Source organism: Microcoleus sp. LAD1_D3 (assembly GCF_036702135.1).
Taxonomy (GTDB): domain Bacteria; phylum Cyanobacteriota; class Cyanobacteriia; order Cyanobacteriales; family Microcoleaceae; genus Microcoleus.
Genome location: NZ_JAUBSB010000001.1, coordinates 39,562 through 62,039 on the forward strand (window position 1 = coordinate 39,562; position 22,478 = coordinate 62,039).

Annotated in this window: 14 protein-coding genes; 4 read left to right on the forward strand and 10 right to left on the reverse strand. The window is 45.0% G+C overall.

From position 1 onward, the window contains the following. Positions 1–52: 52 nt before the first annotated feature. The 3 genes from QUA74_RS00120 to rpsT form a co-directional block, all read right to left on the reverse strand. Positions 53–247: a hypothetical protein gene (locus QUA74_RS00120; protein WP_333323844.1), complete on the reverse strand. Its 195-nt coding sequence runs from the start codon at positions 245–247 to the stop codon at positions 53–55. 295 nt (positions 248–542) lie between these two features. Continuing rightward, a complete protein-coding gene (locus QUA74_RS00125; RefSeq protein ID WP_333323846.1) occupies positions 543–1,322 on the reverse strand; it encodes a TatD family hydrolase in 780 nt (259 codons plus the stop codon). A gap of 218 nt (positions 1,323–1,540) precedes the next feature. After that, complete coding sequence (rpsT, locus tag QUA74_RS00130) at positions 1,541–1,840, reverse strand: 30S ribosomal protein S20 (protein WP_333323848.1); 300 nt, start codon at positions 1,838–1,840, stop codon at positions 1,541–1,543. A gap of 887 nt (positions 1,841–2,727) precedes the next feature. Between rpsT and hisD the strand changes: the two genes are divergently transcribed. Then, positions 2,728–4,041, forward strand: coding sequence for a histidinol dehydrogenase (hisD, locus tag QUA74_RS00135; protein WP_333323850.1), 1,314 nt, complete (start codon positions 2,728–2,730; stop codon positions 4,039–4,041). 323 nt (positions 4,042–4,364) lie between these two features. After that, a complete protein-coding gene (locus QUA74_RS00140) occupies positions 4,365–4,793 on the forward strand; it encodes a universal stress protein (protein WP_333323852.1) in 429 nt (142 codons plus the stop codon). A 41-nt stretch (positions 4,794–4,834) separates the two neighbouring features. On the opposite strand, the gene QUA74_RS00145 is transcribed toward QUA74_RS00140, so the two are convergent. From QUA74_RS00145 to QUA74_RS00155, 3 genes are all read right to left on the reverse strand, one after another. After that, a complete protein-coding gene (locus QUA74_RS00145) occupies positions 4,835–6,109 on the reverse strand; it encodes a carbamoylphosphate synthase large subunit (RefSeq protein ID WP_333323854.1) in 1,275 nt (424 codons plus the stop codon). Between the two features lie 206 nt (positions 6,110–6,315). After that, the gene (locus QUA74_RS00150; RefSeq protein ID WP_333323855.1) at positions 6,316–7,209 is read right to left on the reverse strand and encodes an isoaspartyl peptidase/L-asparaginase family protein; all 894 of its coding nucleotides are present in this window, start codon (positions 7,207–7,209) and stop codon (positions 6,316–6,318) included. Positions 7,210–7,820: 611 nt separating this feature from the next. Then, entirely contained in the window at positions 7,821–8,453 is a 633-nt protein-coding gene (locus QUA74_RS00155) for an alpha-ketoglutarate-dependent dioxygenase AlkB (RefSeq protein ID WP_333323857.1), read from the reverse strand. A gap of 217 nt (positions 8,454–8,670) precedes the next feature. Here QUA74_RS00155 and QUA74_RS00160 point away from each other — a divergent pair, with 217 nt between their 5' ends. After that, positions 8,671–8,943 carry a hypothetical protein gene (locus tag QUA74_RS00160; RefSeq protein WP_333323859.1) on the forward strand — a complete coding sequence of 91 codons (273 nt, stop codon included), beginning with the start codon at positions 8,671–8,673 and terminating at the stop codon, positions 8,941–8,943. Here QUA74_RS00160 and QUA74_RS00165 read toward each other — a convergent pair. After that, positions 8,915–9,178: a hypothetical protein gene (locus QUA74_RS00165; RefSeq protein WP_333323861.1), complete on the reverse strand. Its 264-nt coding sequence runs from the start codon at positions 9,176–9,178 to the stop codon at positions 8,915–8,917. The two genes, QUA74_RS00160 and QUA74_RS00165, sit on opposite strands and share 29 nt — an antisense overlap. After that, positions 9,159–15,290 carry an AAA family ATPase gene (locus tag QUA74_RS00170; RefSeq protein ID WP_333323863.1) on the reverse strand — a complete coding sequence of 2,044 codons (6,132 nt, stop codon included), beginning with the start codon at positions 15,288–15,290 and terminating at the stop codon, positions 9,159–9,161. Before QUA74_RS00170 ends, QUA74_RS00165 begins: the two co-directional genes overlap by 20 nt. A gap of 97 nt (positions 15,291–15,387) precedes the next feature. Between QUA74_RS00170 and QUA74_RS00175 the strand changes: the two genes are divergently transcribed. Further along, positions 15,388–15,516 carry a hypothetical protein gene (locus tag QUA74_RS00175; protein WP_333323865.1) on the forward strand — a complete coding sequence of 43 codons (129 nt, stop codon included), beginning with the start codon at positions 15,388–15,390 and terminating at the stop codon, positions 15,514–15,516. Here the strand turns inward: QUA74_RS00175 and QUA74_RS00180 are convergent. After that, the gene (locus tag QUA74_RS00180) at positions 15,513–20,882 is read right to left on the reverse strand and encodes an AAA family ATPase (RefSeq protein ID WP_333323866.1); all 5,370 of its coding nucleotides are present in this window, start codon (positions 20,880–20,882) and stop codon (positions 15,513–15,515) included. The genes QUA74_RS00175 and QUA74_RS00180 overlap by 4 nt on opposite strands. Positions 20,883–21,969: 1,087 nt before the next feature. Beyond that, positions 21,970–22,362 carry a hypothetical protein gene (locus QUA74_RS00190; protein ID WP_333057711.1) on the reverse strand — a complete coding sequence of 131 codons (393 nt, stop codon included), beginning with the start codon at positions 22,360–22,362 and terminating at the stop codon, positions 21,970–21,972. Between the last annotated feature and the right edge of the window lie 116 nt (positions 22,363–22,478).

Consider the following 22,478-nt stretch of genomic DNA (forward strand, 5'->3'; position numbering starts at 1 on the left):
GGCTGGGCTTTTTTACCTTGTTGCGTTTTTTTGATTGATTGTGTGAGAGAATTTATATGATGTTTTCGATCGCCTGCCAACTACTGCAACGGTTATTTTTGCGGGTGGCTCGCAGTATTTTTGTGCGGATTTTGGTTTCGATCGAGATGCTTTTAGCTTCGATATCGGGGTGTCCCAGGGTAAGTTCCCTACACTTTTGACTCCTAAAATTGACTTGACAGCTATTGCCAAATTGCTGAGGTTCCAAGTTTCTTCTGATGTGTAAGTTTGAGGTATTGCGTGAAGTTTTTGGCGATCCCGAAGGTTAGCGTACTCGCTTTGTGTTGGCCGCAACCGGGCGACATCGCAGTCGCGGATACTAAGCCAACGCCCGATCGGTCGGTTCTTTTTATTATAGGACGCAAATCCGATCGCAGCAGGCAACGCCAAAAGAATCTCAAATAAAGGATGAATCCGGTTTTTCGGGCAGGATATAAATGGGATTGTCCCTATCGCTTGCCCCTAAATCGACCTGTTTTCCTCGTTTCTCTATTCTGAATCAGCTAAACTGAAAAGCCGAATAGCTGACAGGCATTTTCGGTTGTCTGCTGGGACAAAGTTAATAGAGAAACTCCTCTCAATTTAGCAACTTGCTCGGCTACGTAGTAGACATAGGCTGGTTCGTTGCGTTTTCCCCGCTGGGGTACGGGGGCGAGAAAAGGGCAATCTGTCTCGACTAGGATGCGATCGCTATTTACCATACAAGCTGATTCTTGTATTTGCAAGGCTTTTTTAAAGGTGACTGTTCCGCTAAAACTGATGTAGAAACCTAGGTCTAAAAACCACTGGGTTTCTTCGGGTGTGCCTCCCCAGCAGTGCATAACCCCGCGCACTGGCCCGCGTGTTTGCCAAAAGTTCCTCAGCATTTCGGCCATTGGGGCGGCGGCGTCGCGACAGTGGATAATGACTGGTTTGTCAAGTTCCTGGGCGATTGCAAGCTGTGCCTCAAACACTTTAAACTGGTGTTCTCGATCGTCAGCTTTATAAAAGTCCAGTCCGGTTTCGCCGATCGCCACTACCCTAGAGTCGGAATTCGCTAATTCCCTAATCTGGCTGGCAGTCTCGTCTTTCCACTTGTCGGCATCTAAGGGGTGGAGTCCCACTGCAAACGAGACTTCTGCAAACTGATTGGCGATTGCTTGAATGCCGGCAAACTCTTCTGGCTCTACACAAGAATGAACCAGCCGAACTACACCAGCTTCGCGCCAGCGTTCTCGAATGGCTTCTAACTCAGATTTGTAGGTCTCAAAGTTGATATGAACGTGAGTGTCGATGAGCTGCATGGGGGAAGCAGATTAGAGGTGATACGGGAGAGTCCTAGTGGGATAGGGCGAGGGGGGAGTGAGAGAGTCTGGGAGTGGGAGTGGCAGAGAGTGTGTGGGAAAAATCTTCCGTCTTCTTTTTTCCTGCTTCACGCTTGACTGCTTCACGCTTGACTGCTTCCCTCAACATCCATCCCTTAAATCTTGTAAACTGCTTCGTTGCCGAACTTCCTTCTTCCTTAAGATGCTACCGATACTTCGTGCGGCTTGAGGGTTCTTGCCAAGCGGGACTTTTTGCGAGCGCCGTTGTTGCGGTGGATTACACCTTTTTTGACAGCTTTGTCAATTTTGCTGTAGGCCTCAGACATTCGCTGCTGGACTTCTTGCATTAATTCCGGGCTCGGAGCTGCGGCGTACTTGTCTACGGCAGCGAAATACTTCTTCATCAAAGTTTTGACCGCTGACTTGTAAGATTTGTTGTACAAGCGGTTACGTTCGGCGATTTTGACTCGTTTGACGGCGGACTTAATATTTGCCATAGTTCAGTTGCTGGAAGTAGGTATTCATTGATACACCCTAGTCTCAAGACAGTCTCAAGACACGGGGATTTTGAAGGACAACCTTTTCGGGATCGATCCGCAAAAAGCTTGATTTTTAATGGCGGAGTGAGACAGCCACTTTCCATTCGCTCAGATTGAGCTGAGTCTGTGGCTACTTTTTGGCGACGCCCGCGCAATAATTTTTTATTGACTCATTTAACTGCCTGTTTTTTACCCCTGACAATACCCAAAGGTATGACACGGGTGTTACGCAGGCGTTTTGCGGTGTTTCCACCGTCACGAGTTAAAGTCACGGTTTCTTGCGCGCAATTTTCAAGTATACAATAATTTGGCGTTTTTTTATAAAAAAATTATCAGGTGTTGGAAAAACTAATATAGCATCTATTCTGCTTAAAATCCAATTCTCTGAAAAATCCAAGTTAAGCTATAACAAAGAATACGGGTGATTTGGGCTTCGGTAAGAAGCACTTACCGAAGGTAGAAGGTAAAAAGCTGAAGGTAGAAGGTAGAAGACAGCACGGATCTGAAGGTAGAAGGTAGAAGGCAGAATCAAAATTCTTCCGCTCGAACACTCTCCCTCTCGGATATTATCGGGGTAGGACACTCTCCCCCTCTGCGTTCCAACCCTCTTCCTCCGCACCTGGTTCTCTGGCGGGCAATTCAAGAGAGAAGGTTGTGACTTGTCCTCAGTGTTGCAAAATCCTCGATCGAGATTTAAACGCTGCACTGAAGCCTTGGAAAATGCCGCGACTCTCGCGGTTTAAGCTTGTGGACTGGTGGTGGCCTACTTCTCTAGGAAAACTCCACAAAAATCCCCAATTGTCAAGCAAATGTTAGTGAAGTTATAGACGGCATTCCTAATCTCCATGCTGCGAATCATTACTCAGTGGGTTGAGGCACAAGCTGAACTGCGACGGATCTGCGATCGCACCCATGACGAACTTGTCGTTCACAAAGAAGCCACCGTGCGGGAGGTGCTGCAAGCTGTAAGGCGCAGAGGCGATCAGGCTGTGCTGCACTACACTGCTGAATTTGACCGCATGACCCTAAATGTGGAAGATTTACGGGTCAGCGGCGCCGAATTGGATGCTGCTTACCAGCAGGTGTCGAAAGAATTATTAAATGCCATCCGGCTGGCTTGCAAACAGGTAGAGGCGTTTCACCGACAGCGCGTACCCAAGTCTTGGGTGCAGTTTGGTGATGACGAGATTGTTTTGGGCAAGCGCTACACACCGGTCGATCGAGCGGGAATTTACATTCCTGGCGGTCAGGCGTCCTATCCGAGCTCGGTGATCATGAATGCGGTTCCTGCGAAGGTCGCCAAGGTGCCGAGACTGGTGATGTGTACTCCCCCCGGACAGGAGAAGAAAATGAATCCTGCGGTGCTGGTAGCGGCTCAGGAAGCGGGAGTTGATGAGATTTATCGGGTAGGCGGAGCGCAGGCGATCGCAGCTTTAGCCTACGGTACGGAAACAATTCCGAAGGTGGATTTAATTACTGGGCCGGGGAATATTTACGTCACCCTGGCTAAAAAACTGGTTTACGGGACTGTGGGGATCGATTCTCTGGCTGGCCCGTCGGAAGTGTTGATTATTGCGGATGGTTCGGCGAATCCTGTACACGTGGCTGCGGATATGTTGGCTCAAGCTGAGCACGATTCGATGGCGTCGGCAATTTTGCTGACGGCGGATTCGGTGCTGGCTAGGAAGGTGGTGGCTGAGGTAGACAGACAGTTGGCCAATCACCCGCGCCGAACTTTAACAGAAAAGGCGATCGCCAACTATGGTTTAGTCGTAGTAGTTGACTCGCTCAAAGCGGCGGCGGAACTCTCTAATGAGTTTGCGCCCGAACACTTGGAATTGCAAGTTGCAGATCCTTGGGCTTTGCTCGACCAAATTCGCCACGCTGGGGCGATTTTCTTGGGCTGCTCGACGCCGGAAGCTGTGGGTGATTATTTGGCGGGCCCGAATCATACTTTGCCGACTTCAGGGGCTCCGCGCTATGCGTCGCCGCTGGGTGTCGAAACTTTTATGAAGCATTCGAGTTTGATTCAATATTCGCCTGCTGCACTTAAGAAGGTGGGTAAAGCGATTAATGTTTTAGCCGAAGCAGAGGGGCTTCCTTCTCACGCTGATTCGGTGCGGCTGCGGACTGAAAATGAGGGAAAGGATAAATTTTAGAGGGTAGATTTAAGCAGATGATCGGCAAAATACATAGGTAGTCAAAAGTGAGTGAAATGCAATGAAAGGAAGCAATTCTCTTGCGATTATGGTAGCTTTACATTCTGTGACAAGCGGCCCAGTTTATTTGCACCTACCTACTTACCAACTCCGGGCTTAAGAAAGCCGGTTTCTTTAAGTATCTTGCTTAAATGACGCAATTATGTTAAGAAACCGGGTTTCTGGGTAGGTAATAATGATGTTGGTGGGAAGCGCGAAATTGTGGACAGTAGGCGACAATCAACGAAAAATTTAAAGTCTAAATATCTGAAATTTAAAGGTGCATGGTATTGAATACTGTTTTGGTAGCGATCGACAATTCACAGCTTGCAGAACGGGTTTTGCAAGCTGTGGGGCAATTTCGCCTAGAACCGACGGCAAAGGTGATTCTAGTTCATGTTGTGAGTTCTGGTACGTCGGATTTTGACGCGGTTGTCGATCGACCTCACGCTCAGGGAGATGAGATTGCTTACCGAGAGGTGGAAAAGTTACTGCAATCTTATCAGGAAAAGTTGCCTTGCCAGAGCGAGTTGGAGATTGTTTCGGGGGAACCGGCAGCAGAAATTTTGCGTTTGGCTAATATTTATAAGGCCGATTTAATTGCGATCGGATGTCGCGGTTTGACTGGTGTAAAGCGAATTTTGGAGGGTTCGGTGAGTGCTGAGGTTGTCGCTGAGGCTCCTTGTTCGGTGTTGGTGGTGCGCGCCAGATGAGCGGGGAAACCGCATAACCGCGGCAAGGGGTAGAGTAGATATTAACCCAATTGCTGCAATCCCTTACTGTGCAAGTTCTCCTCGATGTGCTGCATTTCCTTCATATCCTCACCCGCCACTATCCCGTACATTTCCGTGTAGATTTTTCCGTATTTAACCTTCTCTAAAGCTGACAAGATTATCAAGTCCTTGCGATCGAGTTCGGGTTTCAGGGTGACAAGAATCGATTCCAAAGTCCCATCCATTCGGCAGTTACTGGAATATTTAGCCACCTCCTTTCCCAGCCCCAGTAAAGTATGGCGCTGCACACAAAGCGGAGTGGAGCCATTAACTCGGAAATTGGCATCAATGGCATACAGTTGTCCCTCAGAGTCTTCCAGCACGTCAAAGCCAATAACGCCGAAATAACCCTGTTGGTGAGCATATTTACCAATAGCCGCAATCATCTCAAAAAACCTACTCATGTCGGTTTCGCGGTAGTGAATCAGTCCCCCTAAATAGCTGCCCTCTGGGGTGACAAGTTGACTGGTAGTGCCGATAAGCGTGATATTTCCCGTTTTGCTTACATAGAACTGCACGCAGTAGTTCTGCACTTCATTCTTGACGAATTCCGAGACAATAATCGTATCCAGCAACTTAATATCGAGATATTTCCTCACTTCCTGCAAGCAGTAGTTCAGATCGCTGGCGCTTTTGATAATATAAGTGCCTTCTCCAGAGAGCCCGTGGGATGCTTTAATCAAGTAGGGGAATTGCTCTGGTAATTGAATGCTTTCGAGATTGACTTCGTGCAGATTGTAGGTTTCGTATTTCGGGCATTGCACGCCTAATTCTGCTAGCGTTGCTTTGCTGAGCAAGTGGTAGTGGATGTCGGGATGGACGGCGTGTTTTTCGGGCTTGAGATTGTCGAAGGGAAATAGAGTCAGGAGTTTGTCAAAGCGATCGCTTACGCTGAGATCTTCGAGATAACTTGAGCAGTCTATCATCTCCATACTGCTGTAGCTGAAGCCAAAATACTCCCGCCAATAGTCCATCAGCGAGTTCGGCGGCTGATTAATCACAATCCCTGGGATGGCATCACCTAACACAGCCAGATTTTTCCACGGTTCCTTCTGACCAATCTTGTCGAAAGAAGTTTTGGTGGCTTCACTGCTGCCATCTTGAATAAAGTATTTTTTCCTGTTGGGGTAAGCAGCCCAACTCGCAGTTGCAGGATAATTTAGGATAAACGCATAACGTGCATCTGTGATGTCTGGAGCAAACAAATCGGAAAGAGAATTACCCTGAAAGTAAGGAAAGTCGTATGTTGAGTTCATCAGAAACCTTCAAGTCGAGTTTGAATTCAATTGTTTTCCCGGCAAGTAAGTAGCTCGACATAATAATTAAACGTAGGGCGGGCATTGCCCGCCCTACAAATTGAAAGAGTGTTTATTGATGTCCAGCTACTTAATACCTAGGAAATAAGATATTAGTTGCGAAATTGTCACTCTCTCCAACTAGAGAGAATGCAGCCTCAATAACTTCAATGATGGACGAGTTGTTTTTTCTTAGTGAACACAGCCACCTTGTCCATTTCTGAGGTTCTATAAGCACAAGCCATGTCGGTTGAGTTATGCGCCCAGCCAACCCGCCCTTGAGGGTCTATGAGGATGCACCCAGCTTCTCCTGCCACCTTAGAGGCCAGAGTCTCAATTGCCATCTTCGCTGCTTCGTCTGGGTGCTTGCCGGACGCTAGAAAGTCGATCGCCGTCTTAGCCAGAACTACTGGTATAATCGACTCGCCATCGCCTGTGGTCGAGCAACCGCCTTGTTGACTGTCAGCAAACAAGCCTGAGCCAATAATGGCGCTGTCGCCGACGCGACCAGCGGGCTTATTCATAGTGCCCCCAGTTGAGGTACCGGCAACTAAGGTGCCACTACTATCCAAAGCTACACAACCAACGGTATTGGGGCGGTCAATAACTTCTTTTTCCTCCTCCCACTCTTCCTGTTGCTCGTCAGCGATTAAGTCTTCTTTTGCAGACATTTCGGCTCCATTTTCTGCTGCAAAATGTTCGGCGTGATCCGCTACTAAGAACATGGGTTTTTTATCCATAATCTTTCGGGCCACTGAGATGGGATGGCGCACGCCTTGAACATTGGCGAGCGCTCCCCAAGCTAATAAACCGCCTTCCATCATCGCTGCGTCTAGCTCTACCTCTCCCTGGTTGTTGAGAACCGCTCCAAAGCCTGCGTTAAATGTCTGGTCAGCTTCCAGAACCCGGATAGCTGCCTCAACAGCTTCTGCTGCTGTACCCCCCCTTGTCAGCACTGCCCAACCAGCTTCTGCTGCTGCGGTACAGCCTGCATTGTTGGCTGCAACCTTCTCTTCTGTGATGGTTTTTGCTCCACCGTGAACAATAATACTCAGTACCATAAATTTCCTTTTTTTCTCTTAAGCTCTACTTAAAAATCCCTTATATTAATCAATTTTTAAGTAGTTTTTTCTCCCTCATAGTTTTATAGATTAGCTGTGTTTAATTTGGGGTTCTTCTATCTTCAGAGATAATTATTTTTGTCGAGCTTGGTGTTCCTTCAGACCTAGCTATTTACAAATTATTAATAGACATATGACCAAAGTTATGTCAATAGTGTGAGGCAATTTGGCTTCGAGTTAGTTAGGAAAATTGAAAGATTTAGGGAGTAAAGATGAGGTAAAATTTAAGGCGATGCACTACACATTAACAGGCAAAATGGGTAAACGTGAAGAAGGAGACTTTGAGAGACAATAAGTGCGATCGCGCTTCACACCACTCTGAGCCTTTCTGCTTACCCGCCAAAAACCCTCGCAGCGGCAACAAACTAGCCGTTTGACTCAAATTCAGCCGTAGCAGCGGCACTCCCGTGCGATCGCTAATTCGGCGGTACTGTTATTGCTGTGCGAAAATCGCTACTTTTACTGTTAACAAAAGTTGCAATATTTTTTATTTAAACCGCACGTAAAGGCAGATAAACGCATATGCAAATTACAAATTACCATTAATTCATTTAGGTTACTTTCCTGAAAGTAAGGTTGATTCTTGGTTCAGTAACTTTGGCTGCTTTCGGGATTTGGTGTTGCCAAAAATGCTGGGTTACTCCTTTCATCAGCAGGAAGCTTCCAGGAGTTAATTGAATTTCTACTTTCCTTTCTTTTTGATATTTGTGCCTGAGCATAAAACGACGAGTAGCCCCAAAACTTACAGAACCGATCGCTGGGTTTTCACCAAGTTCTGATTCATCATCACTGTGCCAAGCTACACTATCTTTGCCGTCGCGATATAGATTAAGCAACACGCTGTTAAACAATGTACCTGCTATTGCTTCTATTTTAGATTTGATGGTTATGAGTGTAGGTGTCCATAGATTAGGCTCCATTTTTATTTGGGAGTAAGTGTAAGATTTACCTGCATCTCCGTACCATGCGCTAAGTCGCGGTATAGCGACTTGCTTGCCAAAAAGCAGAGCCGCCTCTTGCTTCCAATTAATAGTGCCGTACAATTCCGCAAATATCTGGTTGCTCTCATTGTTATTGAAGAAGTCGCGGTACATGATTATTTCGGCATCAGGCAGAGATAATTGCTGACCATGCTTCTGGCTTTCTGCTTTTGGCTCTTCCCACAATGAAAGTTGAGTATACATAAATCTGCTCGATGATTACCTTTTACTGAAATTTATAAATATACAGTTGTTGACACAAACACTGCCCAGCTTTACCATTAATCATGTAAAGCTAATTTTAGCATTTTAACAAGACAAGGATAATTACTTTTTGTAACCTACATAAATTTTCATGTATTCACCAACAAAATCCTGAATCGTGATTTAAAATGAGACTGCTGTCAAGTAGCTATGTACTATGAATTGCTTTCAAATAATTAAATCTGTTCTTGATGAAGCTTATGTCCAAATTCCAGGAGATGAAGCTGAAAAGGATGAGGTAATTAATGACGCACTAGAATACCTGCGACGAGAATATTCTCAACTATCGCAGGAATGTAACATAGATTATAGCGAGCCGAGGTTGACGGGGTTGTCACCCCGTCAAATGAAAATGATCTCCGCCTCTAACAATGTAGCGATCGAGTTTGGGACTGTTCCAATTAATCTAAATTGTGTAGCCGGTCTTTAATTTTTGTGCGATTTCTTAAAGTAGACTGACAGCGTTCCCAATAAATTTTAGCCACGCGATCGCCCTGATTCTGACGCCAACACTCGGCAAACAGCCGCCCCGCCTCAGCTAACTTCCTTTCCGAGTAAATTTCCAAAGCTTCGGCAAACAATTGCAGCGTAGCTAACTTGCCCTCTTTAATGTCTGGCGTGTCGGCCTCAAACACTTCATCCAGGTCACATAGCTGCCATGCCATCAATCATAGCTGACTGAATAATTTTATAAGCCTCTACCCAAGCTTTCTCAGTTGCAGGTGTCCACTCTAAACCCATCTGCGCCTTCAGGGCTTGAATGAGTGCATTGGCCACAACAGGATAATGTTCTACTGAAACGCCATATTTGGCATGAGTTGCACCTAATCCTTTAGCCAAAACATTAATTAACTTAGGTTTCCGTAAATTTTCAATAATTATTTCTAAGCTTTGCCAAAGCTTTTCTTTTTGGTGTGCCATTTTTGTATTCATGAAAAGACTTTTAATCTGAGAAGAATCCTTAAAAAGGATTTCATAAAAATTACTGACAAATTCATCAGAGTGAGGTTTAATTAATGCTAAAATTCTCTCTAATAGATCGATGTTTAAAGTGATAGTTTTTTGCTCACACCAGTCCAAATAAATTTGGGCAACTTGATCCGAAGGGCAGAAGCTTAAACATTGAACAAAAAATTCTGTAGCTTCGATAAATTTTTGTTGGCGGTATAAGCTCACACCTCGATCAAATAAGTTTTTTGTTGCTAATTTACCTCGCTTTGTTTCAGGAATATCTGCCTCAAAAACTTCATAAATAGTAGATAAGTTTACTTTTCCCTTAACACTAACTTGAGCAATCATCCGCATAGCATAGTTGCTAGGATTAGCTAACTTATTAAAAGTTTGCTGTGTAATCAGTAAAGCAACACCATAATTTTTTGTTAATCCTTCCACACGAGAAGCTAAATTCACCGCATCACTAATTACCGTCGTATCCATGCGATTTTGCCCGCCCACCGTGCCTAACATTAAATTCCCCGTATTAATGCCAATGCCAATCTTAATCGGGGCATAACCAGAATTAACCCGCTCTTGATTGTATACTTGAAGTTGATGCAGCATGGCAAGACTGGCATTTACTGCATTATCAGCATTACCGCTAAATAGGGCCATAATCGCATCACCAATATATTTATCAATAAAGCCATGATTTTCAATAATCGCTGATTCCATCCGAGATAAATAAGCATTAATAAACTGAAAATTGTCCTCCGGCGTCATACTTTCGGAAAGCGTAGTGAAGTCGCGAATATCAGAAAATAGCACCGACATTTCTAACTGCACTTGGTCGCCCAATTCGACATCGACAATGCTTGGTTTCTCTAAAAAATGGAGGAACTGATTGGGGACGAAGCGCTCGTAAGCTTTGTTGAGTAGAAAGAGTTCAGCGGTAAATCTGATGCGCTCTGTTTCGGCTTTTTTACGCTCCGTGATATCTTGAAAGGCTACAATTGCATAAGAAATGTTGTCCTTTTCATCATAGATGGGAGTACCCCAAGCCTCGATCGGAATAATCTTGTTGCCTTGGTGAATTTCCATATCATCTACAGTGGCACTTTCGCCACTCAACGCCCGCGTAGTGGGCAATTGTGCAGAGGGATATTCTTGCTCTGTTCCCGCTTGATAGATTTGATAAACCTCGGGTATTTGCTCGCTGGTGACTTCAGGAATAACTCCTTTACCGAATAATTGGATCGCAGCGCGATTACTATAGTAAGGTTTGCCAGAAGCATCCAGCACTGAGACACCTACTGGAATTGCTTCTAAAAATTGAGCGAGTCTGTTCTCACTTTCGCGGACTTCTGTATAAAGCTTAGAATTTTGAATCGAGATAGCCGCCTGTCCCGATAACACTTTTAATAATTCCACTCTTTCTGGCGTAAAAGCTCCGGCTGTCAGATTGTTTTCTAGATAAACTATACTGACGGTTTGAGATTGGTTAATTAGCGGCACACATAAAATAGATTTAGGCTGATGCTTTTGGATGTAGGAGTCGTTGGTAAATTGTCCATCTCGAACCGCATCATCTAGTACCACGGTATCTTGAGTGCGGGCGACATAATTAACAATTGCGGAGGAAAGTTCTTGACAATCTTCAACGCGGATTGACTGCAACACGGTGACTTGTTGGGAATTTATGGTCCCTTCAGCTTCAATGAACAGTTGTCCCTGGCTTGATAAAATGAGATAGCCTCGTTGGGCGCCTGCATTTTCCATCAAAATTTTCATCAAGCTAGACAGTAGCTTATCTAGCATTATTTCACCGGAAATCGCCTGAGAAGCTTTCATTACTGTGCTGATATCTAAGTGATTTACCAAACCCGTAGTCGTCACGGTTGCGGTAGTTTTAGTGTTTTTTCTTCCGGCTTGAATAGGTTTTAATAAGTGGAGGTATCGCGTTTCTAAATCTTTTACCTTAGCAGTGGCTCCCCATTGGATATAACAATAATACGCCTCAATCATGTAGAGTTGGGCAAATTTTTCTTTATCCCATTCTAGGTAAAATTTGGCGGCGAGTTCGTTGGCAAGGGCTTCTTCGTTGAGAAATTGATTTTCTTTAGCGAGGGAGATGGCGCGATCGTACATTTCAATCGCCTCGGCTTTATTGCCCAAAACCCGATGTTTTTCGGCCTCAACCAAATACCATTTATGCAGATGATTCATCGGAGCATTTTGGGCCCACTGTTGCAGAGTGGTTTGATGGGCTTCCATCAGGGCCAAAATTTCACCTTGCTCGGTTTCTGGCTGTGTGGGGAAGAGTGCCAAGTGCGTCAGAGCTGCATAAAAATGGAAAGCGGGAACAAAAACCAATCCCGATAATGCCATCAAATACGGCTTGACTTGGCAAATATGGTTTAAGGCAGCCGGATAATTGCCCCATGAATAGGCAAGCAGCAGTTTATAAATGTAGACAGCAGCGATCGCACTGAGTTGATTATCCTGATGGTGCTTAGGAATCATCACTGTTTCATCGTAGGCAGAGCCGATTAAGCAATCCGACAGAATACGGGCTTCCCTCAAGTTCCACACCATCTGCTGCTTCATATCCAAAGAATCCTGAGCAAAATATTGCTTCACCTGAGCCAAGGCAGCACTGTAACTTACTATTTCCGTTTCCCAAGTGTCTAGCTCTACGCCACCAAAAAAGTTTGCATCAAAGTAAATACTTATGCTGCAGCCAGCGTCTATAAAGTGGCCTGTTTCCATGCCAGCCGTATAGCCATCTTTCAGCGTCGGTATCGTTGCCCTTAGAGATTCTTGGTGATGCTGAATAAAAGCCCCAAACAGAACCAGTATTAAAGGCTTGAATTCCCGCGCCTTGAACCGATCCAGCAATGAGAGTGCCAATTGCCCAAAGGCATAGCCTGTTTCTACCTCTCCCAAAAAACCACACAATGCCATCCCATGAATTGCATACCCCACGCTTGATGCGGGTGCATTCCCAAAGGAGAGCGATAAACTCACCATCGTCGAGCTAAGCAGAGGCAGCAAACCGGGCATTCCCAGGAAAATCGATCCAGGTAACATTCCTAACAGTTGCATGGTTGCCTGACTCTGGAGATTGTTCATCGCTGGTAGATCGACCAATTCCTCAATTCTTCGGCTCTGAAGTTGGCGGGCAAAAGTTTGTAGCGCTTTGCCAATCAAGGCTTCGTCAGGTTCGGTGGGGAGTTCAACCCCCAGTTGTAAGAGTGCATTTCTGCCCACGGCGATGGCTTCTACCATCTTCCACTGGGCTGTCTGGGCAGCGATTGAAATTTCGTAAATTTTAATTTTGTCTAAAATCGTCTTAGCTTCTTGCAACACCAGTCCAGCTATCTGTTCCATACCATCAAAGTCACCATTCAAATAGGCAATTTCAGCAGCAGCAACATAAAGATTTAGTGTCAATTCATATTGAGTTTGCCAGCAGTTGACTGTCAGTAGCTCAATTCCCGTTTGTAGATAGATATTTGCCGCAGCGTAGGCGGTAGAATTTCTAGCCTTACGTCCAGCTTCTAAGTTGAGTTGGGCTAAGGCGGAGCGTTCACTTAATTGATTGAGTAACTCAATTCCTTGATTCAAATGCCCCACAATATCAAAGATTTTTTCTTCTGTTTCTATCTCGGAAGAGCTTTGTAGCAGTAACTGTCCTATTTTCAGATGAGTGGCTTGTTTTTTGTCTTCGGGAATCAAGGAATAAGCCGCCTGCTGGACGCGATCGTGCAGGAACTTATAAGTGGGATTAGCCACAGACTGATTTGGGGATTGAGCATCGGCTTGAATGAAGTTATAGCCTTCGGAAATCACTAAAATGAGTCCTTCTTGCAAGGCTTTCCACAGCGCTGATTCTGTTTGTTCTGGTAATTCTTCGCTGACTATTGCCAATGTCTCTAAATCAAACTGCGCCCCAATGCAAGCCGCCAGTTTGAGAATATTCTGAGTTTCGGCAGGCAACTTCTGCAATTGCACCGCCATAAACTCCACCACCTCCGAGGCATAAGTAAGTCTAGCTTGAGCAATATCGTATTGCCACCCCCCTTTACTTCCCCCCTTAGTAAGGGGGGACTGAGGGTGGTTAAAGATAATTTGACCATCTTCATACAATGCCTTAAGGAATTGAGTAGAGAAAAAGGGATTACCTTTAGTTTTTTCATAAACCAATTCTGTCAAGGGCCCGGCTAAGGATAAATCGCAAATCAGCGTATCTGCCACTAACTGATTAATATCTGCTAAACTCAACAGTTGCAAAGTAATCGTATTCACCACTGCCCCAGACTTAACAATCTCATCCACCGTCAGCATAAATGGATGAGCAGCGGACACCTCATTATCTCGATAAGCACCCAATACTAACAGATGCCCCGTATCCTCCATCAATACTTGTAGCAACTTCAGAGATGCCGAGTCTACCCACTGCAAATCGTCCAAAAATATCACTAAGGGATGTTCGGCTTGGGTGAATACTTGCACAAACTTTTGCATCAGCAGATTGAAGCGATTTTGGGCCGCACTCCCTGATAGTTCTAGCGCAGGACTTTGAGCGCCAATGATGCGTTCTAACTCAGGAATCACCTCAATCAGCACTTGCCCGCTCTCGCCTACTGCTGTTAGAATCAGGGTTTTCCATGTTTGTAATTGAGCATCGGATTCTGATAATAATTGCCCCATCAATTCCCGAAATGCTTGCACAAATGCACTGAAGGGAATATTACGCTGGAATTGGTCGTATTTGCCTTTAATAAAATAGCCCCTCTGTCTGGCGATCGGCTTATGTACTTCTTTCACTACGGCGGTTTTCCCAATCCCAGATAAGCCAGCTACCAGCATCATTTCGGCGCTACCGATACTGACTCGCTCAAAGGCTGCTAATAGATTAGAAACTGAAGTTTCTCGGCCGTATAGTTTTTCGGGAATCAGAAAACGGTCGGTAATATCCCGCGTTCCCAAGTCAAATTCTTCTATGCTATCCGTCTCTTGTAATTGAACTAGACACATTTCTAGATCGTGCTTTAGCCCCCCGGCTGTTTGATAGCGGTTTTCGGCATTTTTCGCTATCAGTTTACTGACAATTTGCGAGAGAATTAGGGGAATTGTGGGATCGATTTCGTGCGGAGGAACTGGCTGTCTGGCAATGTGGCAGTGAACCAACTCTAAAGCATCTTCGGTCTCAAAAGGCAGTTTTCCTGTCAGCAATTCGTAAAAGGTAACACCGAGGGAGTAAAAATCAGCACGGTAATCGAGAGAGCGATTCATTCTCCCCGTTTGTTCGGGTGAAATATAGGCTAATGTGCCTTCTAAAATATTCGGGTTTTTTAGGGTTGGCGTTTCTCGCGTTAGCTGAGTGGAAATACCAAAATCAATAATTTTTAATTGTTTCGTTTCCGCGTTGTAAACAATATTCGAGGGGTTAATATCTTTGTGGATGATGTTTGCCCTGTGAATTTGCCCTAAAGTTTCAGTGGTGGCGATCGCAATTTGCAAAAATTCCTCGATAGTAAACTTTCGCTGCTGCATCCAAATTGTCAAGGATTCGCCACCAAAGTCCTCCACAAACATCACGAGGCTGTTTTGGTATTTTTGCAAGTCATAAACCTGCACGACTCCTGGCTCTTTCAACTCTTGGATGATGCGGTATTCGGTGCGGTAGCGCGCCAACTCTTGAGGTGTGGGGTAGCTTTCTTTGAGCATTTTGAGGATAATCGGCTGGTTATCTGCTTCCCGAATAGCCCGATAAACCAGAGAGTTGGCACTTTCATAGAGAAGTGTCTGGGCGGCAACGCCTGCAATAGAGAGCATATTGATTTTTCTGCTAAAATTTAACGCGCAGTCACAACGCACCAGCTTAGTGTATAGAATAGCGCGTTAAAAAGGAAAAAATAAGGTTTGTTAACAAATGTTGAGTTTTTTGGCTAGCAGCCTGCAAATACTTTCTGGTTGCCCCGATTTCGATCGCCTAGTTGGTAGGGTGTCTCAACAGTCGATCGTACTTTTGCTGTGCTTTTCAGATATAGCAACCGCTTAATTTAAATTGTGTAGCCTGTCTTTGATTTTTGTGCGAGTCACCAATGCAGACTCACAGCGTTCCCAGTACATTTTAGCAACGCGATCGCCCTGATTGTGACGCCAACACTCTTCAAAAAGCCGCGCCGCTTCAAATAACTTCCCTCCCGAGTAAAGTGCCCTAGCTTCTGCAAACAATTCCAGCCTAGCTAACTTGCCCTGTTTAATTTCTGGCGGATCTGCATCAAAAACCTCATAAATCGTCACAGCTTCGGATTTGCCCTTGACTTTTACCGTATCGAGGGTGCGGATTGCGTACTGGGATGGATTTTTTAGGCGCGTATAAGTTGGCTGGGTAATTAATAGCGCCACCCCATAATTTTTCGTCAAACTTTCTACGCGAGAAGCTAAATTCACCGCATCGCTGATGACTGTCCCGTCCATGCGATTTGGTCCTCCCACAGTTCCCAGCATCAAAGAACCCGTATTAATCCCAATCCCAATCTGAATCGGTGCACAGCCAGCGTTAGCGCAGTATTCATTGTATTCAGCGAGGCGGTGCAGCATAGCAATTCCCGCTTTCACCGCATTATCCGCCTCGCCACTAAATAGCGCCATAATCGCATCGCCAATATATTTGTCGATAAACCCCTTATTTTCATTAATGACGGGTTCCATACGACTGAGATAAGAATTGATAAATTTGAAATTATCCTCCGGCGTCATAGTTTCCGAAAGCGTGGTGAAGTCGCGAATGTCGGAAAACAACACCGACATTTCTAACTGCACTTGATCGCCCAATTCCACATCAATAATGCTTGATTTCTCTAGAAACTGGAGGAATTGATGGGGAATAAATCGCTCGTAAGCTGTGTTGAGTTGAGCCAGCCTGCTTTCATTTTTGCGTACTTCTGTATAAAGCTTAGAATTTTGAATCGAGATAGCTGCTTGTCCAGATAACACTTTTAATAGTTCCACTCTTTCAGGGGTAAAAGCACCCGCTGTTAGATTATTTTCTAAGTAAACAATACTAATGATTTGAGATTGGTTAATCAGCGGCACACATAAAATTGATTTGGGCTGATGCTTTCGGATGTGGGCGTCGTTGGTAAATTGTCCCGATCGCGCAGCATCATCTAGTACCACGCTTTCTTGAGTACGACTCACATAATTGACAATTGCAGAGGAAAGTTCTTGACAGGTTTCAACGGGGATTGACTGCAACACGGTGACGAGTTCGTCATTGATTGTCCCTTCAGCTTCAATGAACAGTTGTCCCCGGCTTAACAAAATCAGATAGCCTCGTTGCGCCCCTGCATTTTCCATCAAAATTTTCATTAAGCTAGACAGTAGCTTATCTAGCATAATTTCTCCAGAAATCGCCTGAGAAGCCTTCATGACTGCGGCGATATCTAGGTGATTCCCCGAACCAGTCGTTGTCATTGCTACGGTAGTTTGAGTATTTTTCCTTCCCGGTTGAGTTACCGCGAATAATTGGGGATATCGCGTTTCTAAATCCGTTACCTTAGCAGTGGCTCCCCATTCAACATAACAATAATACGCCTCAAATATGTAGGCTTGAGCAACTTTTGTTTTGCCCCATTCCCCGTAGAATTTGGCTGCTAGTTCGTTGGCCAGGGCTTCGTCATTAACATATTTGTTTTCTTTGGCTCCCGAAATTGCGCGATCGTACATTTCAATCGCCTCGGCTTTATTGCCCAACACCCGTTGCCGTTCTGCTTCCACTAAATACCATTTATGCAGATAATTTATCGCAGCATTTTGCGCCCACTGTTGCAGCGTGCTTTGATGGGTTTCCACTAAGGCAATAATTTCAGTTTGCTCAATTGCTGGCTGTCCGGGAAAAAGTGCCAGGTGCGTCAGGGCTGCATAAAAATGAAAAATTGGAACAAATGCTGATCCAGAGACTCCCATCAAATACTGTTTGACTTGGGAAATGTGGTCTAGGGCAGCCGTGTAATTGCCATAGCAGTAAGCAAGCAGCAGTTTGAAGATGCAGGCACAGGCGATCGCCGTGAATTCATTATCCTGATAGTGCTTGGGAATCATCACCGTTTCATCGTAGGCAGAGCCTATTAACAAATCCGGCCGAGTATGGGTTTCCCTCAAGTTTTGCACCGTCTGCTGAATCATATCCAAATAAACCCGCGCAGAATATTGTTTCAACTGCGCCATTACCGCCCTATAACTTGCTATTTCTGGTTCCCAAGTGTCTAGTTCTACACCAGCGAATAAATGAGTATAAAAGCAAATATATATGTTGTAGCCAGCGTCTACAAAGTCGCCGGTTTCCATACCAAACCTATAGCCCTCTTTCAGCGTCGGTATCGTTGCCAAAAGAGATTCTTGGCGATGCTGAATCCAGCCACCAAACAAAAGTAGAACTGTGGACTTAAATTCCGGTACATTCAACCGATCCAGCAATGAAAGTGCCAATTGCCCAAAGCCATAGCCCGTTTCCACCTCTTGGAAAAAGGCACAGAAAACCATCCCGTGCATCGCATAACCCACCGTCGATGCGGGTGCATTCCCAAAGGAGAGCGATAAACTCACCATCGTTGAGCTCAGCAGGGGCAGCAAACCGGGCATTCCCTGGAAAATGGGTGGAAACAACATACCAGACAGTTGCATAGCTGCCTGAGTCTGTGGATTTGTCATCACAGGTAGGTCAACCAATTCTTCAATCTTTCTGTCGCCGAGGAGGGCCGCAAGGGATTGTAGCGCTTTGCCAATCTTGGCTTGATCAGGTTCGGCAGGCAGTTCAATCCCCAATTGTAAGAGTGCTTCTCTTGCTACTGCGATCGTTTCTAACACCTTGCTCTGGGCTGTCTGAGCGGCAATTTTAATTTCGTAAATTTTAACTCGATCTAAAATCGTCTGAGCTTCTTGCAAAACCAGTGCTGCCATCTGTTCCATACCATCAAAGTCCCCATTCAAATAGGCAATTTCAGCAGCAGCAACATATAGATTTAGTGTCAATTCATATTGAGTTTGCCAGCAGTTGACTGTCAGTAGCTCTATTCCCGTTTGTAGATAGATATTTGCCGCAGCGTAGGCGGTAGAATTTCTGGCCTTACGTCCAGCTTCTAAGTTTAGTTGGGCTAAGGCTGAGCGTTCACTTAATTGATGAATTAACTCAATTCCTTGATTTAAATGCCCCACAATATCAAAGATTTTTTCTTCTGTTTCTATCTCGGAAGAGCTTTGTAGCAGTAACTGTCCTATTTTCAGATGAGTGGCTTGTTTTTGGTTGTCGGGAATCAATGAATAAGCCGCTTGCTGGACGCGATCGTGCAGGAACTTATAAGTGGGATTAGCAACAGACTGATTTGGGGATTGAGCATCGGCTTGAATGAAGTTATACCCTTCTGAAATCACTAAAATGAGTCCTTCTTGCAAGGCTTTCCACAGTGCTGATTCCGTTTGTTCTGGTAATTCTTCGCTGACTATTGCCACTGTCTCTAAATCAAACTGCGCCCCAATGCAAGCCGCCAGTTTGAGAACATCCTGAGTTTCGGCAGGCAACTTCTGCAATTGCGCCGCCATAAACTCCACCACATCCGAGGCGTCGGCAAATGTAACTTGATTAATATCGCACTGCCACCCCCCTTTACTGCCCCCCTTACTAAGAGGGGATTGAGGGGGGTTAAAAATAATTTGACCATCTTCATACAATGCCTTGAGGAATTGAGTCGAGAAAAATGGATTACCTTGGGTTTTTTGATAAACCAATTCTGTCAGGGGCCCGGCTAAAGATAAATCGCAAATCAGCGTATCTGCTACCAACTGATTGAGATCTGCTAAACTTAACGGTTGCAGGGTAATCGTATTCACTACTGCCCCAGACTTCACAATCTCATCCACAGTCAACATAAACGGATGAGCTGGTGATACCTCATTATCCCGATAAGCACCCAATACTAACAGATGGCCCGTATCTTCCATCAATAGTTGTAATAACTTCAAAGATGCTGAATCGGCCCACTGCAAATCGTCCAGAAACATCACTAAGGGATGTTCTGCTTGGGTAAATACTTGGACAAATTTCTGCATCAGCAGATTGAAGCGATTTTGGGCGGCACTCCCCGACAATTCTAGTGCAGAACTTTGAGGGCCAATGATGTGTTCTAATTCAGGAATTACGTCAATCAAGACTTGCCCACTCTCGCCTACTGCGGTGAGAATCAGGGTTTTCCATCTGTGTAACTGAGCGTCACTTTCTGATAATAATTGTCCCATCAATTCCCGAAATGCTTGCACAAATGCCGAAAAGGGAATATTGCGTTGAAATTGGTCGTATTTGCCTTTGATAAAATAGCCACGCTGTCGGGCGATCGGCTTATGCACTTCATTCACTACTGCGGTTTTACCAATCCCAGAAAAGCCAGCTACTAGCATCATTTCGGCACTAGCATTACGAACTCTTTCAAAGGCATTTAATAGATGAAAAACTTCTGTTTCTCTGCCGTATAACTTTTCGGGAATCAGGAAATGGTCTGTAAGATCCAGCGTTCCCAAGTCAAATTCTTCTATACTATTGGTTTCTTGTAATTGAACCAGACACATTTCTAAGTCCTGCTTAAGGCCCAATGCAGTTTGATAGCGATTTTCCGCATTTTTTGCCATCAGCTTGCTGACAATTTGCGAAACAATTAGGGGAATTTCTGGCTTGATTTCGTGCGGGGGAACTGGTTGTCTGGCAATGTGGCAGTGAACTAGCTCTAAAGCGTCTTCTGTCTCAAAAGGCAGTTTTCCTGTCAGCAATTCGTAGAAGGTGACACCGAGCGAGTAAAAGTCAGTGCGGTAATCGATAGAACGATTCATCCTACCAGTTTGTTCCGGCGAGATGTAAGCGAGGGTTCCTTCTAAAACGTTGGGATTTTTCAGGGTTGGCATTTCTCGCGTTAGCTGAGTGGAAATGCCAAAGTCGATAATTTTGAGCTGTCCGGTCGCTGGATTGAATACTATATTAGAAGGGTTAATATCCTTGTGGATGATGTTGGCACTGTGAATTTGCCCTAAAGTTTCAGTGGCAGCGATCGCAATTTGCAGAAATTCCTTGAGGCTAAACTTTCGCTGCTGCATCCATATTTTCAAGGATTCCCCGCCAAAGTCCTCCACAAAAATCACGAGGCTGTTTTGGTATTTTTGCAAGTCATAAACTTGCACGACTCCCGCCTCTTTCAGCTCTCGGGTGATTCGGTATTCGGTGCGGTAGCGTAGCAATTCTTGAGGTGTCGGGTAGCTTTCTTTGAGCAGTTTGAGGATGAGCGGTTGGCGATCCGCTTCCCGAAGGGCCCGGTAAACCAGAGAGTTAGCACTTTCGTAAAGCAGCTTCTGGACGGCAATGCCTGGAATGGAGAGCATATTTATTTTTCTGGTAAAAATTAACGCGAAGTCAAAACACACCGGGTTCGTTGTGTCGAGAATAGCGCTTTAGAAAGGAACAAATTATGTTTTTATAACACACTCTTAGTTTTTCGGCAGCGAAGAGGCTTTCAGGTGGTCTGGCATAGTAAGGGTAAGGAGTTATCATGCGACGTACCTAAGCCTTGTTAATTCTCAACTCCATGAATTGTCACCGTTTCGGTTATCCAAACATCGTTAAAAATTGTCCCACCCCCAGCGCTAAGCAAAACTTTAAATGTATATATTGTCACAGGCAGTTTGTTTAAAACCCCAGACATCAAAGGATTTCAGAAGAAACAAAAAAATTGAGAGATCAGCTTTTATTAGAAAAAATATCTTGAGTCGCGATTGTAAAAGTCACGAGGGTGTCCCCCCGTTGGTTCCAATACTATGTGTTTTTCAACAATTAGCCTCAGTCTCCCGGAAAGTTCAAGTAAAGTCAAAAAACCAAGGCACGCTAACGATCCACCATGATGAAATGTAGTCGTTTGTAGGCAATAAGGGGAACAAGCAGTGGAAAGAGCTGCCAATTGATGCCTTAACCCAAGAAATTCTAGCGGTTTATAGCAACCCTACATGAGTCGTAATTTTTTTACCCCACCCCAACCCTCCCCTTAGTAAGGGGAGGGAGTAAGAAATTCACCAATCATTTAGGATGGCTATATATAGGAAGTCGAGTTGAAATGGGTGCTAAAGGTTTTTGGGATTCCCTCCCAGCAGTTTACAGACAATGTGCCGTCTATTATACAGATTTTTTGGTCGCATATAAAAAAGTTTTGCCTCGCCAGCGACACAAATCTGTCGGGAAAGATACGGGCAAAACTTCTGATATCGAAAGATGCAAGAACTCCCTGATGTACAGGATATCTCGCTATTGTTGTAAGAAAGAGTCTTTCCTAATCTAAAAAGCTCTCCAATCGTGTGGGAGCTTTGTGGTATTTTATTCATCATTACAACGCTTCTTTATCCCTAAAAGGATTAAGAATTTTTCGTTGCTATGCAGGACTACCAGACTTTGTTCTGATGATTTTGGACAGTCATTGATCTACTTCCGCTTACCCTTCCCGGCTACAAACTCCCGCAGCCGGAGTAAACTAGCCGTTTGCCCCAAATTCAGCGGCAGCAGCGACACTCCCTCCAACCGAGACTGCACCCAACCATCGCCCCAATACCACTCGTGAAATCCGTCAATTCCCTGACTCAATAACAGCCGCAGACAATTGTGCTCAACAATATCAACGTGATGCTGAACTGCCACGGGGCCTAGCCAACTTGTAAAGGTCAAACCTTGAGCAAATTCTTCCGGCAAACCGCTAGACAACTGCTGCGGCCACAGCCACTGCTGCAATTGACTCGGACGCAACAAGCTGTCTCTAATCGCTGTTTCGGAAGCTTCAAGCTCAATCCGCAGGTTGCTTTGTTGAAAATTACCGAGCATAAGAATTTTAGATAACTGCAAGTAACTTTAATGTAACTTATTGGACTGGTTCTAACCTATTCCGGGCGGGCTAGAAGCCCAACCCCTACTCCCCACAAGCAGAAAATTCATCTGTT

Coding starts and splice junctions, on each gene's coding strand:
- QUA74_RS00125 (WP_333323846.1), bottom strand. CDS start 1,322: ATGCAGCTCATCGACACTCACGTTCATATCAACTTTGAGACCTACAAA.
- rpsT (WP_333323848.1), bottom strand. CDS start 1,840: ATGGCAAATATTAAGTCCGCCGTCAAACGAGTCAAAATCGCCGAACGT.
- hisD (WP_333323850.1), top strand. CDS start 2,728: ATGCTGCGAATCATTACTCAGTGGGTTGAGGCACAAGCTGAACTGCGA.
- QUA74_RS00140 (WP_333323852.1), top strand. CDS start 4,365: ATGGTATTGAATACTGTTTTGGTAGCGATCGACAATTCACAGCTTGCA.
- QUA74_RS00145 (WP_333323854.1), bottom strand. CDS start 6,109: ATGAACTCAACATACGACTTTCCTTACTTTCAGGGTAATTCTCTTTCC.
- QUA74_RS00150 (WP_333323855.1), bottom strand. CDS start 7,209: ATGGTACTGAGTATTATTGTTCACGGTGGAGCAAAAACCATCACAGAA.
- QUA74_RS00155 (WP_333323857.1), bottom strand. CDS start 8,453: ATGTATACTCAACTTTCATTGTGGGAAGAGCCAAAAGCAGAAAGCCAG.
- QUA74_RS00160 (WP_333323859.1), top strand. CDS start 8,671: ATGAATTGCTTTCAAATAATTAAATCTGTTCTTGATGAAGCTTATGTC.
- QUA74_RS00165 (WP_333323861.1), bottom strand. CDS start 9,178: ATGGCATGGCAGCTATGTGACCTGGATGAAGTGTTTGAGGCCGACACG.
- QUA74_RS00170 (WP_333323863.1), bottom strand. CDS start 15,290: ATGCTCTCTATTGCAGGCGTTGCCGCCCAGACACTTCTCTATGAAAGT.
- QUA74_RS00175 (WP_333323865.1), top strand. CDS start 15,388: ATGTTGAGTTTTTTGGCTAGCAGCCTGCAAATACTTTCTGGTTGCCCC.
- QUA74_RS00180 (WP_333323866.1), bottom strand. CDS start 20,882: ATGCTCTCCATTCCAGGCATTGCCGTCCAGAAGCTGCTTTACGAAAGT.
- QUA74_RS00190 (WP_333057711.1), bottom strand. CDS start 22,362: ATGCTCGGTAATTTTCAACAAAGCAACCTGCGGATTGAGCTTGAAGCT.